13 protein-coding genes are annotated in these 15,821 nt (G+C 45.2%); 4 read left to right on the plus strand and 9 right to left on the minus strand.

Going from position 1 to position 15,821, the window contains the following annotated elements:
• Positions 1–43: 43 nt before the first annotated feature.
• From ruvC to KW136_RS00565, 5 genes are all read right to left on the minus strand, one after another.
• Positions 44–586, minus strand: a complete 543-nt coding sequence (ruvC, locus tag KW136_RS00545; RefSeq protein WP_216796419.1) for a crossover junction endodeoxyribonuclease RuvC — start codon at positions 584–586, stop codon at positions 44–46.
• A gap of 65 nt (positions 587–651) precedes the next feature.
• On the minus strand, positions 652–2,217 hold the full coding sequence (purH, locus tag KW136_RS00550) for a bifunctional phosphoribosylaminoimidazolecarboxamide formyltransferase/IMP cyclohydrolase (protein ID WP_216796420.1): 1,566 nt from the start codon (positions 2,215–2,217) through the stop codon (positions 652–654).
• A gap of 783 nt (positions 2,218–3,000) precedes the next feature.
• A complete protein-coding gene (locus tag KW136_RS04215) occupies positions 3,001–3,162 on the minus strand; it encodes a tRNA-dihydrouridine synthase (protein WP_216797359.1) in 162 nt (53 codons plus the stop codon).
• Between the two features lie 229 nt (positions 3,163–3,391).
• On the minus strand, positions 3,392–3,592 hold the full coding sequence (locus KW136_RS00560; RefSeq protein WP_216796421.1) for a hypothetical protein: 201 nt from the start codon (positions 3,590–3,592) through the stop codon (positions 3,392–3,394).
• Between the two features lie 788 nt (positions 3,593–4,380).
• A complete protein-coding gene (locus KW136_RS00565; RefSeq protein ID WP_216796423.1) occupies positions 4,381–4,533 on the minus strand; it encodes a hypothetical protein in 153 nt (50 codons plus the stop codon).
• Positions 4,534–4,613: 80 nt separating this feature from the next.
• On the opposite strand from KW136_RS00565, the gene KW136_RS00570 reads away from it, so the two are divergent.
• The 4 genes from KW136_RS00570 (at position 4,614) to rsmA (ending at position 10,197) form a co-directional block, all read left to right on the plus strand.
• Complete coding sequence (locus tag KW136_RS00570) at positions 4,614–6,923, plus strand: LPS-assembly protein LptD (RefSeq protein ID WP_216797362.1); 2,310 nt, start codon at positions 4,614–4,616, stop codon at positions 6,921–6,923.
• 72 nt (positions 6,924–6,995) lie between these two features.
• Positions 6,996–8,324 carry a peptidylprolyl isomerase gene (locus tag KW136_RS00575; RefSeq protein WP_216797363.1) on the plus strand — a complete coding sequence of 443 codons (1,329 nt, stop codon included), beginning with the start codon at positions 6,996–6,998 and terminating at the stop codon, positions 8,322–8,324.
• Positions 8,325–8,341: 17 nt separating this feature from the next.
• Complete coding sequence (gene pdxA / locus KW136_RS00580) at positions 8,342–9,370, plus strand: 4-hydroxythreonine-4-phosphate dehydrogenase PdxA (RefSeq protein WP_216796425.1); 1,029 nt, start codon at positions 8,342–8,344, stop codon at positions 9,368–9,370.
• Complete coding sequence (rsmA, locus tag KW136_RS00585) at positions 9,367–10,197, plus strand: 16S rRNA (adenine(1518)-N(6)/adenine(1519)-N(6))-dimethyltransferase RsmA (RefSeq protein WP_216796426.1); 831 nt, start codon at positions 9,367–9,369, stop codon at positions 10,195–10,197. Before pdxA ends, rsmA begins: the two co-directional genes overlap by 4 nt.
• Before the next feature lie 844 nt (positions 10,198–11,041).
• Here the strand turns inward: rsmA and KW136_RS00590 are convergent.
• The 4 genes from KW136_RS00590 to glyQ form a co-directional block, all read right to left on the minus strand.
• Positions 11,042–11,770, minus strand: a complete 729-nt coding sequence (locus tag KW136_RS00590; RefSeq protein WP_216796428.1) for a lysophospholipid acyltransferase family protein — start codon at positions 11,768–11,770, stop codon at positions 11,042–11,044.
• Between the two features lie 19 nt (positions 11,771–11,789).
• On the minus strand, positions 11,790–12,371 hold the full coding sequence (gene gmhB / locus KW136_RS00595; protein WP_216796430.1) for a D-glycero-beta-D-manno-heptose 1,7-bisphosphate 7-phosphatase: 582 nt from the start codon (positions 12,369–12,371) through the stop codon (positions 11,790–11,792).
• A gap of 47 nt (positions 12,372–12,418) precedes the next feature.
• Positions 12,419–14,527 (minus strand): glycine--tRNA ligase subunit beta, encoded by a 2,109-nt coding sequence (glyS, locus tag KW136_RS00600; protein ID WP_420885630.1) that lies wholly within the window; start codon positions 14,525–14,527, stop codon positions 12,419–12,421.
• A gap of 97 nt (positions 14,528–14,624) precedes the next feature.
• Entirely contained in the window at positions 14,625–15,569 is a 945-nt protein-coding gene (glyQ, locus tag KW136_RS00605; protein ID WP_216796434.1) for a glycine--tRNA ligase subunit alpha, read from the minus strand.
• Positions 15,570–15,821 lie beyond the last annotated feature (252 nt).

Below are 15,821 nucleotides of genomic sequence, written 5' to 3' on the forward strand. Positions count from 1 at the left end.
ATATATACAAACTGTAGCGTACTATTAACAAACATTACGCTGGCTATCTGATTAACCGGCCATGTTTTACGCGACAGCTTTTCTTTGTTAAAACAGGAGTAAGCATACCGAGAGTATTGATGAATTGTCTACTGTGCGCATGACAGATCGCTATACCGAGTGCATCAGCAGCATCGGCGCCAGGCAAGCCGCTTAAGCTTAGCAACCGAACTACCATCTTTTGTATCTGGTCTTTAGTAGCATGCCCGTAGCCAACTACCGCTTGCTTAAGCTGTAAAGCGGCATATTCGAATACCGGCACATGCCCCGATACGAGCCCACAGATCGCCGCACCGCGTGCCTGCCCTAGTAAAAGGGTTGACTGAGGGTTAACGTTAACAAATATTTTTTCGATTGCGGCCTGGTCCGGGTAATACTCATGAATTAGTCTCATGACACCATCAAAGATGGTGCCTAGGCGACTTGGTAGATTAGTATTCGTAGTGCGGATTACTCCACTAGTTACGTAAGTAAGCGTGTGTTTATGCTTGTCGATAACGCCAAATCCGGTGATGCGTAATCCCGGATCGATGCCAAGTATTCTCATGCTACCACTATAGTTAATCAGTATTATCTAGAACGAAGTCTGCATTGCAGAGCGCACGCACGGTATTAGTGACGAAAATGCCGTGTGCCGGTAATAACCATCGCAATATTATACTCATTGGCTGCCGAAATTATCTGATTGTCTCGTATCGAACCACCGGGTTGGATTACACAGGTCGCACCAGCCGAAACAACCACATCAAGACCATCTCGGAACGGAAAGAACGCATCGGATGCAACTGCTGAGCCACTTAATGATAACTGTGAGTTTTGTGCCTTAATGCCGGCAATTCGAGCCGAATCGATTCGGCTCATTTGCCCCGCCCCAATGCCTAGGGTCATACCATTCGCGCAAAATACGATCGCATTAGACTTCACAAACTTCGCGACACGCCAGGCGAACAATAGATCATCCATTTCTTTAGATACTGGATGTCGTTTCGTAACTATGCGAAGCTCATGTGGTTGCACATTCTTTGTATCTGGCGACTGCACTAATAAGCCACCTCCAACACACTTTAAGTCGTATAAGTTAACCGCATTGCTAAGAGGTACCTGAAGAACGCGTAAGTTCTGCTTTTCGGAAAAGACTTTGCGTGCCGAATCAGTCAAGGATGGCGCAAGTAGTACCTCGACAAACTGTTTTGCAACTGCCCGCGCCGCTAGTTCGTCAATTTCCCGATTAAACGCGATAACACTACCGAATGCCGAGATCGGATCAGTCTGACATGCCTTAGCATAGGCGTCAGCTGGTGTCATTGCTATAGCAACCCCGCACGGATTCGTATGCTTGATAATAACGCATGCCGGGACATCAAATGTCTTCACGCACTCCCATGCTGCATCAGCATCAGCAATATTATTGTAGGATAATTTTTTACCCTGCAGTTGCCGATAGTTCGCTAGAGAGCCTTCAACAGATTTCGGATCTTGGTAGAATGCTGCGCCTTCATGCGGATTTTCGCCATAGCGCAGGTCCTGCACTTTCTTAAAGGATAGGTTTAGAGTGGTTGGATACGTGTTACATGTAGCACGTTGACAGTCCTCGCCGAGGCTCGTGAGATAGTTTGTGATTGCGCTATCATATTGAGCAGTATATGTAAACACCTTAGTTGCCAGACGCAAGTTAGTCGTATAGCTGACTGTATTCCTATTCGCGCGCATTTCGTCAAGCACTGATGCATAATCGGTCGGGTCAGTAACCACTGTTACATCGTGATAATTCTTCGCTGCTGAGCGCAGCATAGTCGAGCCACCAATGTCGATATTTTCAATAGCTTTATCTAGTGAGCATTTCTCCTGAGCGACGGTTTTCTCGAATGGATATAGATTGACAACCAGCATATCAATTGTCAGAATCCTATGCTGTGCAAGTGTCTCCATATGGGCAGATATCTTTCGTCTCGCAAGAATGCCGCCATGGACCTTAGGGTGTAGCGTCTTCACTCGTCCATCGAGTATTTCTGGAAAGCCGGTATAGTCGGCCACCTCGGTAAATGGCAAGCCCGCGCGAGCGAGTAGCTTTGCTGTTCCCCCCGTGGATAATAAAATAACGCCAAGCTGACACAGACTTTTAGCAAAATCGCTAATACCAGCTTTGTCGGAAACGGAAATCAGTGCCTGCTTAATCATGATGAAGAAATCCTAAATTTGCGCTTGTACGAGAGTAACAAATATGCGAAAGACATCAGTACTGTGCTATAACACAGGCTATGCTCTCTCAGTTTCTTACGCAGCATGTTTTAATAATACCCAGAGATATCCAGGCACTAAGGACTAGTTACTCTGAGCCTGTGCTCGAACGATTTCTAGCGTCGGTTTCTTGACGAAGAACATCGCTATCCTATAGATGTCATATGGGAAGTATCCGCCTAGATCGTATACATATATACTATGGGTATTGCTAATGCACTGCGAGATGTTATGCTTTCTCATGCTAATAAGCGGTTAGTGCTGGACGTCATAGCGCGCGCCTGGTATTACTCCGTCTGAGCGTCGAAGAAAAACGCATTGACTACGGTTAAGTTGTTCTCGGGTCTAGTTTCTTTATTCGATTCCGGGGTGTATTGATACCAGAAAGGCAGTGAGTATACCAAGCAATGTGCTTGTGCGCGGAGCGTAAACCTGTAAATTCACCATCAATCATAATACACTTGTAAGTGTCTATGCACCTACTATTGAATCTTGCTAATCCGCAGTGGTGTCAAAATCCTCCTAATCAAGAGGAGGTTCTCGATTTCGCGGAATACGACATCACTAGGGCTGGCCTTGAGTAGCGCGTCCGATCATGACTGCATCGGCAGTAGCAGTGTCGAGAGTACTTCACGCGCTTTATGTGCGTCGAGCTATCTCTGTTTAAAGTTACTAAGATTTGCACAGCGACGCCTTAACCGCGAGGATCATGTGATATTCATATTAACCATAATAGAGATCTGCACATGTTCGACCATGCATAATAAGCATCGAGATTCCAGTTTTATAAGCAATGCGTTTGATCGTTAGCGAACGTCTTGTATTACTATCTTGGCCGATGCGTATTTTAGTGTAATGGGAACGGTATGTAACCTCCCGTGTCAGCTACACGGACGACCGCCTTAAGAATACGAGCTACAAGTACTTTATTTTGTAATAACGCGGATTCTACTGCTACGCTGCAGGCTCTCTTAGAGGGACAACCTATCTATAATTTTCTTACCATGCTCGATATTATATTAAGCGGTATGTGTCAGACTTTTGAAGTTGGTACCGATGATTTTTACAGCTATTAGTTCGATCTCGCTACCAGAATCAGCTTAAGGCCCTGTTGCTAGAATATCGTCTGCCTCGCAAACATTATCTTGACCGGTGGCACAAGGTCTAGTGTGTTAAAAACTAGACCTTGTAGCGACGACATCAGCGAAAAGTCGGCGGTGAAGGCGCGCACTAGTAAGTCAGTCGCAGCGATAGTCCCGCGCCGGTCTAGCACGCGACTATCAAAAAAGCCTGTAGTGCAGACAGTCTGGTCCACACTGACAAGTTACGCTGCCTAACGCGGTGCATCGCGTAGGCCTAAGCTTAGCCCTTGTCTACCGACTGGATGCAGCGTTATGCTGAGTTGCCGATCGATGTAACAGGCTGATCCGTTAACGTGGTTAGTGCTTGGAATATAAGTGGGAGGCTGCACGCACACCAACCTTTTCGCATCCTATTTCATTGCCAAATGTACTCTACAACTCGTCTAGCTACTGAGCATCGGATGGCATCATCCGTTGCTCAGCTTGCGCTGGATTGCAACACTAGATAAGGCAAAGTTTGCCTGCCGTATACCGCCAAGAGGAAGTAGCGTAATGAAGCCTTCTTTCGTAAATCGCTCTCATGTAACCCAAGGTTGTGTAGCGTGATCACGCTAACCATAGCAACTATAGTTGCTTGATGATAGTTGCATCGGCTGTTCTGGAGGGGGCGCGCGTTAAACCGATTTATCTTTATGGTATTGACTCTCTTCTGCGTTAACGACTAGTCGCGTATGTGCAACGCGTTCTGTGCCGTATCACTATCAGAAGAATAGGGTAGCCACCAGCTGGGACGATTGGTAGCGCACGCCGAACTCTCCTCCAGCTTTAGCTACTGCCGTAGCTAGCACATTTACTGGTATTCTGTAGCGCATTACATAGCAAAGCGCCGGAACATCTTGCTTAGTGCATTCGCTTCCCGATGGTAGATATTTTAACAGACAGTTAAATACTTGAGCTGTTGGAAACGTTCGGAGCCAAAAATTGGAAACATCGGAGACAATAAAAGAGTAGACCGGTATCATCAAGCTTTGATGATACCGGCAATTTTATCATATAATGAGCTATGACTTGCTGAAACAACTACGCCAACATGCGGTATAAATCCCTTAGATGAGGTATGTAACTCCTCCCTAAAGTTATTAAGATAACCTAAAGCCGCGAGATGTCGCTCCATCTATTACATCCCTGCCGATCGCACAGTTTATTCAAAAGAGTTTGTCACTAGCCCTTAATTTAAGACGAGTGCCTTGCCTAATGCATGCCGCCGCTATATTGCTTGCGGTGTCAGGGTTCCTGCCGTTCCCCTCTTACGCTAGATTGATTAATATACACGCGCCCTCGACCCAGTTAAATTCAGCATGGGAGCTACGCGTCGCACCACAGCTTGAAGAGCATTCCTTGCCATCAGGCGTGTCACCCGCAGTGTTCGGATTAAGTGAAATGGTCAGCGGTACTATGAATCATGACTCGCTACTCGAGGGTAACGCAGAGTTGCGGCGCCACGCGTCTGTGATCAAAGCTAATGTAATCCATTATAATTCGGATACCGACTTCGCTGAAGCGATTGGCAATGTGCGTATTATTAATAATGGAAATAAATTCTCTGGATCAGATGCACATCTAGAGATTGGTGCGTCTTCAGGCTACATCACAAAGCCACAGTACTACTTTGGCTTATCTGGTGGCTTTGGTTCTGCCGAGAGGATTGATATAATTGATGGTGCACGCTTAGTTGTACACCACGGTACATATACAGAATGCCAATGTGATAGCAGTCCAGCCTGGTACGTGAAGGCTACGCGGTTTAATGTAAATAACAAGACGAATTTATGTGTTGCGCATAATAGTATAGTGTTTTTCCAGGGTGTTCCGATCTTCGCTAGTCCGTGGCTATTGTTTCAGCTCTCCAAGGGCAGTCGCCAAAGTGGCCTATTGCCCCCAACCGTTATGACGAGTTCTAGCACTGGCTTAGCGATATCACTACCGTATTATCTTAATCTTGCGCCTAACTATGATTTAACGATTACGCCTCGGATTATGTCTCGGCGCGGCATACTTATTTCACCTAATTTTCGCTACTTATCCCAGATTTATTCTGGTAACCTTATCATTGAGTACTTGCCATATGACCATATCACGCACACCAAGCGTTACGCTGTATTCTTTAATCATAGACAGAACTTTGGTCATGGCTTCGGTGGGTATATCTACTATAGCCGAGTATCTGATAAGACCTATCCCGAGGATCTTGTATCGAGCAATTCGTTTCTACTACGCACCCAGGCCCTATATCAGCAAGAAATTGGCATTACTTATAATAATGGGCCATGGTCTGCATTGCTACGCTGGCAGCATTGGCAGACGTTACAGCCATTAATAGCGCCATATGGCCTTGAACCACAGCTGAACGTAAAATATAGTCGCCATAACGTTAGTGGATTAGACTTCGGTGCCGAAGTTGACGCAACCCGATTTTCGATTTCAACAGCTGATGCGCTAGAGAGCACGCGCTGTGTTTTTAACCCATATATCTTGTATCCTATCTTACGTCCTGGTTACTTCTTTACGCCAAAAATACAGTGGCACTTCGAATCATACAATTTCCCTACGACAAATTCTCGCGACAGTTACCAGATACAGAGTCTCAATATCAACGTACCGACGCTAAGCCTCGACTCTGGCTTAATATTAGATCGCAGAGTCCACCTATTCGGTAGGGATTATATTCAGACAATAGAGCCGCGCTTGTACTATGTGTATACGCCGCACCATCGGAACCAACGGTTCGCACCATTTTTCGATACGGCTAAATCAGATTTCTGCTTAGCTAATATTTTTGAGGATGGGAATCCTATTGGCAATGACTGTGTTGCCGATATAAATCAATTAACTTCAGCGCTCACATTATGCCTCTTAGACCCTGCGTCCGGTAAAAGACGCTCAAGATTTGTGATTGCACAGCAGTATTATTTTCATAATCAAGGCGCGATGTTCACACAATCGCGATCAGCAGTGCAAACCGAACACTCTGATATAATTATGGGTTCCTCATTTCGGCTTAGTAGCGACTTTTCAACCGAACAAGCCTTCCAGTACAATCTGGGCACTAATCAGCTGGTGCGCGCAAGCCTCGGGTTTTCATGGAGTCCGGCGGAGCGTCGCGTTCTGAACGCGACGTACAGGTATACACGCTCTAATATAAAGCCATCTGATAAGCTGATTAACCAGTTAGTAATTTCGGCACAGTGGCCACTAGCACGCCGCCTGTACGGCGTTGTCCGGGTAAATTATGATATTAATCAGAACCATCTAATCGATGCTATGATGGGTTTTGAATATGACGAGAAATGCTGGTCATTTGGTATTGGATTACAGAAATACACAAATGGTATTAATAGTTTCAATCAGGCCTTTACTGGAACACGGATACTTGCACAGCTGCAACTCAAGGGTTTTGCAAATCTAGATAATGGTCTAGTGTCGCAATTTCAGGCGAGTGTGCCAGGTTACCAGCCAGTAACACCTCTACCTGTGCCGCAAAATCGGTTTACCCACTATCAATAAAAACATGGGCTAGTGGCAGATAATATTCCGCCTGTGCAAGTGTTAACTTGAACGGAGTAATTGTAAAATATGATGAGGCTGATACGCTTGGCGCTATTTCAGTGCGCGCTTTTACTACTTAACAGTACGCACGCACAAGCACTGCAGTCGCATCAAATTACACAGAAGATAGACCGCATCGTTGCAGTCGTTAATAATGAGGTGATAACGCTCAACGAGCTTGAGTTGCGTATGGCGCCGATCACACGACGACTACAGCGCCAGAATCTGCCATCACAGGCACTATATCATCTGCGGCTGCAGGTTCTGAACCAGATGGTTCTTGAGTGTATTCAGTTGCAGCGGGCTAAAGATAGTGGCATAGTAATTAACGACACGTTGCTACAACATACATTAGTTCGGCTCGCGCGAGTGAATAATATGTCGCTTGATATGTACCGTTCGAGACTAGAGAGTGAAGGCATATCCTGGTCGAAATTTCTTGCCGATGTGCAAAATAAGTTGCTACTCTTAAAGCTTCGTGAGAAAGAGGTCGATAGCAAAATCACTGTATCAGATACTGAAGTGAGCGACTATATCGCAAGCCAGAACGGGATGCAGAGGCGCGAGCAAGACTTGTGCTTTGAACATATCCTAATTAAAATACAGCCGAATGCACTACCAACTAAAATTCAAGACGCTCAAAAAAAAGCACTTACTATCCTTAAACGCGCATTATCTAAAGAAGACTTTATACAGCTCGCTACAGCTAACTCGCAGGCTCCTGATGCTTTAAAAGGAGGTAATTCCGGATTTTGTCCAGAGTCCTTATTACCTAAAGAAATAACCCAGGCTGCAGTTCGGCTACGGCCTGGGCAAATTAATCCAAAAATATTAAGAACTGTTGAAGGCTTTGAGATTCTGCGCCTTATTGATCGCCGAGTATCAAGTGCTTCTCATAGAAAAGCACTTAGATTTGTTCAAAAGCATGCCAGACACATTCTAATTCGAGTTAGCGAAGAACGGTCAGAGCTCATAGCACAAAAGAAATTACTAGAACTACGATCACAGATAGAAGCAGGTGGGGACTTCGAAAATTTCGCTCGAACCTACTCAGAAGACAGTTCGGCACCGATGGGAGGGGACCTAGGATGGCTTAATCCGGGCGAGACCATCCCGGAATTTGAGAGGGCGATGAACAACCTGGAAAATAATAAGATTAGCCAGCCTGTCCGTAGCGACTATGGTTATCATTTAATCCAGGTAATCGGCCGTCGCGAAGCAAGGGACTCTATTTCAAAACAACAAAAAATTGTACGGCAAGCGATTGGCCAGTATAAAGCCAGGAAGGCTTATCTAGACTGGCTATGGAAACTGCATGACATCTCATATATACAGTATAAGTTAGATGAATCAATCTAAGGCTAGTGTCGAAAAGCGTGACAATACCTGTTCACATTGTAATCACCACGGGTGAACCCGCTGGAATCGGTCCAGAACTAGTGGCGCAGGCGTTCGCACGCAGAGCTAGTCTCTGGTACCGTGCAGCACACTTCACCGTACTTGGCGACCGTCAACTATTAATCGATCGAGCGAAGCAAGCGGGAGTAGATCCTGCTATATGGTTGATGGAAACAGGAGCCCCCGTTGTGCTACGAGATGTTCCACTCAGCGTGTGGAGTATAGCTGGCGTGTTGGACGCAGCAAATAGCCGCTATGTATTGTCAATGCTAGATTCGGCGATTGAAGGAGCTCTTGATGGCACGTTCGACGCTATCGTTACTTCGCCAATACAAAAAAGCATTATTAATGATTCCGGTGTGCTATTCACTGGTCACACCGAATACCTCGCTAAGCGCACCGGTACGTCGCGCGTTGTAATGATGCTATCCGGCACTGGCAACCGGCCGATGCGCGTGGCTCTTGCGACTACACATCTGTCGCTTCGTAATGTTCCTGACGCATTGAATATCGATGGACTAGTAGATACATTAGTTATTATTGATCAGGACTTGCGTGCGCGTTTCTGCATTGCGTCGCCACGTATTCTTGTTACGGGCCTTAACCCTCATGCGGGTGAGAGTGGATATCTAGGGCGTGAGGAAATCGAGGTAATCAAACCAGCAGTGCTGCGTGCGTGTGCATCCGGTGTACACGCACGCGGGCCGTATCCGGCCGATACGCTTTTTCATCCTCGCTACCTGCACGATGCTGACTGTGTATTAGTAATGTATCATGACCAAGGCTTGCCGGTTCTTAAGTTCGCTACATTTGGTGAATGTATTAACGTTACACTAGGATTACCTATCGTACGAACCTCTGTCGATCATGGTACAGCGCTTAACCTAGCGGGCACTGGCCGAGCCGATTGCGGTAGTTTAATTGCGGCAATCGAGACTGCTATAGCGATGGCATCTACTGCTGTAGACGGGGCTATGATCCGGGGCACTGCATCTGATTCGAAATGAGCAGATCCATACATCTAAATAAGTATCAAGGCCACTATGCACGAAAGCGATTCGGCCAGAATTTCCTTATTGATATAAACGTAATTAACAAAATAGTGGAAATAATATGCCCACAACCCGAAGATAGGCTTGTAGAAATCGGGCCGGGCTTAGGTGCATTAACTGCGCCGCTCCTTGAGCGAGTAAAGATATTGCATGCAGTTGAACTAGATCGAGATCTAATCGATCGGCTGCGGCATCGTTTTAGCAGCAGACTTGTTTTACATTCTAGCGATACCCTGGCGTTTAATTTTTATGCGCTAGCTAATTTTGCGCACGCTGGAGCATCAATCCGGGTAGTTGGGAATTTACCGTATAATATCTCGAGCGCGATACTATTTTATCTCACCTCATTTTCGAATAGTATCGTCGATCAGCATTTTATGCTGCAGAACGAAGTAGTGGGGCGAATGATTGCTAAACCAGGTAGCAAGGAGTATAGCCGTCTAACTGTAATGTTGCAGTATCAGTATACGATTAATAAACTAATTGAAGTATCCCCTGAATCATTTAAGCCGCCTCCCAAAGTAACTTCTGCAGTAGTGCGGATGATTCCGCGCATAGTGGGTGATATGCCATCAGTCGATGTCTCCTATCTTAGTAAAGTCGTGACGGCTGCATTTTCTCAGCGCCGTAAAATGTTACGAAATGCGCTTGCAGCTTATAGCAATCAAGTCGATTTTGATGCGCTCGGTTTTGATCTTAAGCGTCGTGCTGAGGATGTGCCACTGCTTGAGTATGTAGCATTAGCACAGCAACTTAAAGCTAACACTAGCCCAGAAGACTAGTGCGGTACATTCCTACACTTAAGGATTCCGACAACATGCTAGATTGGTGACCCGCCTGTCTAAAAACACTTCCGTACACGTATAAATACACACAACTTGCAAAGCAACGTAGTTGGGTTATAATCCAGCCCACATTAACCGCAATATTTATATTAGTTAATAACTCTGGGCAGCAGATCCCTCTAATTAAAACCCATCTTCCAGTACACTAGCTACGCTTTTAACAAGTAGCCTTGTTCTATCAGACTTTAAGATAAAACCTAAAAGTTTTTAGATTCTCTTCAGAGTCAGAACTTTTCTGTAGCCCACTATACTTGAAGAAAATATAGTGGGCTAGTTAATTAGCAAATCTATATTTGCAGATTTCCTAGAGTTTTACTACTATATAATAGTATTATCTACATAATAGTGCCTACTCTACTTCCGTGTATTTAAATACTTACATATAAATTTTATAGAGGCTTTATGCATGACTCGTTAACACGTACATTTATTTATACGTGACGATATTAAGCATTAATTAACAGCTCGAATTAAATCGAGCCTCCACCAGTTACCGGCCTTTTTCTTATTACTAAACATGGCCTTAATGAACTTGATAGCTATGTACGGGTCTGGAGGGATTTTCTTTATGTCTAACTCTGTATAGAAAATATTTCGTAGAGCCCGGATAAATATTCGGGAATATTGCAAGCTTAATAACGTATTACTACCGTCAAACAGTGGGTTAGTTGCAATAAGCCGCATGAGTGCTTAGGTGGGGTTGTAAAATTTTCCCAAAAAGCAGAGTCTACTAAGGCCGCTTTAAAAAAATAGACTGTTGTCATACATCAAGCATATTCTATTATGAAGGATTTGAATGCGTAGAGATTCGGCACATCTCGGTCTCAATCCATTCTTCGACGAGCTCTATAATTTCATTAGCATTCATATTAAAAGTATCGATGGGTTTACCGATTGAGACTGTAACTATACCCGCATTTTTTAGAAAAGAGTTTCGTGGCCACACATATCCGGCGTTATGCGCAATTGGTACAACAGGCACTCCAGCAGCTACTGCCAATCGTGTTCCACCAGTCTGATACTTGCCACGCTTTCCTGCCGGCATTCGCGTTCCCTCCGGGAATATAATTATCCATGAACCTTCAGCTATCCGTTCCATACCCTCCCGAATTATAGATTTGAATGAGCTATGCCTTTTATTGCGGTCAATATGCAGCATTTTTAGCATCCTGAGGACCCATCCAAAAAATGGTAGGTACAACAGCTCTCGCTTAAAGACATAGCATAACGGACGCGGCATAATTACTGGGAATGCTAACGTCTCCCAGGCGGATTGGTGCTTTGGCAGTAGAACAGCTGGGCCTTCTGGCAAATTTTCTATACCTTCAATGCGCCAACTTGCGCCAACTATATGCCGCAGAACCCATAGCGTCGAGTGACACCAGCCGATAGCTATCTGATAGCGCTGACGTACATTTAAGAATGGGAACATAATGCAGCAAGCGCATGCATATAAGATCGTATAGATGATCAGATAGACAAAGAACAGCATCGAGCGAATTACGCGCATGATAGTCTATATAAAATCCTTAAGTAGCATGGGATATGCCATCTCTATCGGCTGCAGTGGTAAAGCAGTCAAGAGAGAATGTGTTCAAATCCGAATAGACTGTTGTGCCTACTGGCAAATCTCCTGAGCCCAGTGTTTTATAGCCATTGCCAGTCAGCACTAAATATCGGCTGCATCCCACCGCCGCTGCGGCTTGCATATCATGTCTGGAATCGCCAACTACTAGTATACTAGTGGGGTTTATCCTAAATCGCTGGCTGATTTGCATGAATAAACCGGGTTTCGGTTTTCGGCAATTGCAATGGTCAGTGGAAGTATGTGGGCAAAAAAAGATAGCATCAATACGCCCACCTATTAATTCTAACGCGCGATGCATCTTCTCGTGTATAGCATTAAGTGTATCTATATTACACAGGCCGCGACCGATAGCTGACTGGTTACTCGCAATCACAACATAGTAGCCTGCGTGGTTCAGCCGAGCGATTGCCTCTAGGCTTCCCGGGATTGGAATCCACTCATCAGGTGACTTGATAAATTCCTTAGAGTCGTAATTGACAACGCCATCGCGATCTAGAATCACGAGTTTTTTTAGTATAGTCAATTTATATAGTTAATGTACCGGTACAATACATTAGACTCCTATTCATGTCATGTCTTAAGCTTAGAGATATCGGCTACGCAGTTCATCTGCTCGTACAGCAGCGCTAATAAGCCAAGTCGATTCGCTCTCAATGCGGAATTATCCGTATTAATCATTACATCTTTAAAAAACATATTAACCGAATCGCTCATCGACGCGAGTGCCAACAAAGCACCCGTGTAATCGCGTGAGTGCAGCCGGTCTTGAACGGTTGGCGTAATATTCTGCAATTGCTCAAACAACGTGAATTCTGCGCACTCTACGAATAGCTGCGTTTTAATATGCCGTGGCGCGCTGTTTGATTTCTTTAGGATATTCATAATCCGCTTGTTAGCTACCGCTAGCGATTCTGCTGCAGGCAGCGCAGCGAATTCACGTACCGCATCGAGTCGGCTGATAATGTTATCAATACGGGTAGGATTTTGGCTCAGTACCGCCTCTACCTCCTTGGCATTATAGCCATACCCGCGCAATAAACTGCGTAGGCGGTCGATAAAAAAGTCGTACAATGCACTAGTTGGATCAATAACTTGTGTATGGGTCGAAAATTGGGTATATGTATGCCGTAATAGGTCTATAAGATCTATAGGTAGCCGCTTTTCAAGAATAATACGCAGGAGACCAAGTGCATGTCGTCGCAGAGCATAGGGGTCTTTTTCCCCAGTAGGCTGCAGGCCGATACCCCAGATACCGACTAGCGCCTCGATTTTATCAGCAACTGCAATTATGGTACCAATTGTAGTTGACGGTAACTCGTCGCCCGTAAAGCGGGGCCGGTAGTGCTCTAAACACCCGATGGCGATCTCTTCAGATTCACCATCGTACCGCGCATAGTAAGCTCCCATTATACCCTGCAATTCTGGAAACTCACCTACCATATATGTGAGTAGATCTGCCTTAGCTAGACGGGCTGTTCGTGCTGCTAAACGTGCATCTACACCGACGATAGGCGCAATTAATATAGCTAGAGCCTCTATGCGCTCAGTGCGCTGTAACTGAGAGCCAAGCTTGTGATGGTACACTACGCTAGCTAGCAGCGGTACGCGTTGTTCAAGAGTCTTTTTCTTATCCTGTTCGAAGAAGAACTTTGCATCGGTTAGTCGTGAGCGTACGACACGCTCATTGCCTATCACGATTTGCTTGGGTGTGTCGGTCTGCAAATTTGAGACTACTAAAAAACGTGGTTGCAATTTGCCGAAAGCGTTAGTTAGCACAAAATACTTTTGGTTTGTCTGCATCGTTAAAATCAAGCATTCCTGAGGCACTTTCAAAAATACTTGATCAAAATGGCATGCATAGACAATCGGCCATTCAACTAGCGCATTTACTTCATTAAGTAGAGTTTCGGGCATTAGGACATGGTCAACGCCCGCGCGCTCGAGTAATTGTATTCGGATCGCCTCTTTGCGTTCTAGCATACTCACAATAACCTTACCACGATGCTTAAGCACATGTTTATAGTTATCTGCATGTAAGACCTTGATCTGACCTTCCGACAGAAATCTATGGCCTAGCGTGATATTATTAGCTCTTAATCCGAGTGCTGTAATCGGAATAACACGATTAGCATGTAGTGCGATAAGCCGGTGTATTGGGCGTATAAACTGCACATTCGTGCCGTCTGGCCGCTGATACGTCAAAATCTTATGAGTCGTAAGCTTAGTTAGAGTTTCGTCTAGAGCGTTCTGCAGACCATCTTCTAAGGTTACACCTGGCGCAGTGTACTTCAAGAAAAACGCTTCGATTTTGCCGTCAATTACCCGTTCTAGTCGCGTGAGTGGTATATCTGGAAAGCCAAGAGCTATAAGCCTTTTTATTAGCTGATCGCTCGGTTGCCCGTTAGATTTTAGCGCAACGGAAACTGGTAGCACTTTTTTATATATCCAGCGCTGTGGTGCTACTGTACGCACGTTATGGATTATAACGGCTAGCCGACGTGGCGTACCGAACGGCTCGAACGAGGGTACTCTGCCTTTGTCGATGTCTATTAGGTCGTGTATAGCTAGTTGTTCAACTAAACAGTGAGAAAAGACACTCGATAATTGATTGAGAGCTTTTGGTGGTAGCTCTTCTGTTAGCAGTTCAATGAGTAAGGTGTCTGAATGACTCATTGGGATGGCTTTTCTATCGTCTTAAGCATTATTTTGAAGCTTTCATCTAACTCTTTTAACTCTTTTCGTTAGTAGCACCTAATAAAGTGCCGCGGCATTCTTCCTAAGTAGCGATGGTGCTACACGCATGTGCGCATGCTACTTCGTATAACATCGGAAATCCGAGTGCTTTCCTCGAATTGTAGTATGCTTGCGCCACTAGTCTAGATAGATCGCGAATGCGGCTAATATACGTTGCACGTTCAGTTACGGAAATCGCTCCGCGTGCCTCGAGTAAGTTAAAGGTGTGTGCTGTTTTTAGAACCAGCTCGTAGGACGGCACCGCGAGGTGCTGCTTAACAATGCGTCTGGCCTCACTTTCATAGGCATTAAATAGCATAAACAGTAGCTCAACATTCGATTGCTCAAAGTTGTATGTTGACTGTTCAATCTCATTCTGGCGGAATATGTCACCGTAACTTAATTGGTGCAACAACTTTCCAGTTGGGCTAGTTTCTTCCCATTCAGACCATACTAAATCAAATACATTTTCAACCTGCTGTACATACATAGCTAGACGCTCGATACCATATGTGATTTCACTGAGTACGGGCTTGCAATTAAGCCCCCCAACTTGCTGGAAGTAGGTAAACTGCGTGATCTCCATCCCGTTAAGCCACACTTCCCATCCGAGCCCCCAGGCTCCTAGAGTTGGGTTCTCCCAGTCATCCTCAACAAAGCGCACATCGTTCTGCTGCAGGTCGAGTCCTAGCACCTGAAGCGAGCCTAGGTATAAATCTAAGATATTTTCCGGTGCTGGTTTAAAGACCACTTGGTACTGATAGTATTGTTGCATTCGATTTGGATTCTTACCGTAACGGCCATCCTTCGGACGCCGAGAGGGCTGTACATAAGCGGCACGCCATGGTTCAGGTCCAATTGCCCGCAGGAATGTCGCGATATGCGAAGTTCCTGCGCCTACTTCCATATCGTATGGTTGCAGGAGTGCGCAGCCCTGTTTATCCCAGTAAGACTGCAATATCAGAATAATTTTCTGGAACGTGAGCATAAAATGCTTTTAGAGAAAGACAGGTAGACGTACATGCACCGGCATACGCCGCCGCTCTAGACCGGAAAGTACCACAAAAGAAAATGGTAGCAAAAAAGGCTTAAACTTGAGTTAAGTGCCTGCATAAAAATTTACCGTTAATATCGGTATATACGGGTTTCCAGTTGTCAATAGTAAGTTAAAGGCAAGTAAGCAGACAATTAATGTGCTCACTGCACTTCGTGGTCTAGTCCAGAGTGCATGTTACGTTAT

Origin of the sequence: Candidatus Vallotiella hemipterorum (genome assembly GCF_910593725.1) — a bacterium.
GTDB lineage: Bacteria > Pseudomonadota > Gammaproteobacteria > Burkholderiales > Burkholderiaceae > Mycetohabitans > Mycetohabitans hemipterorum.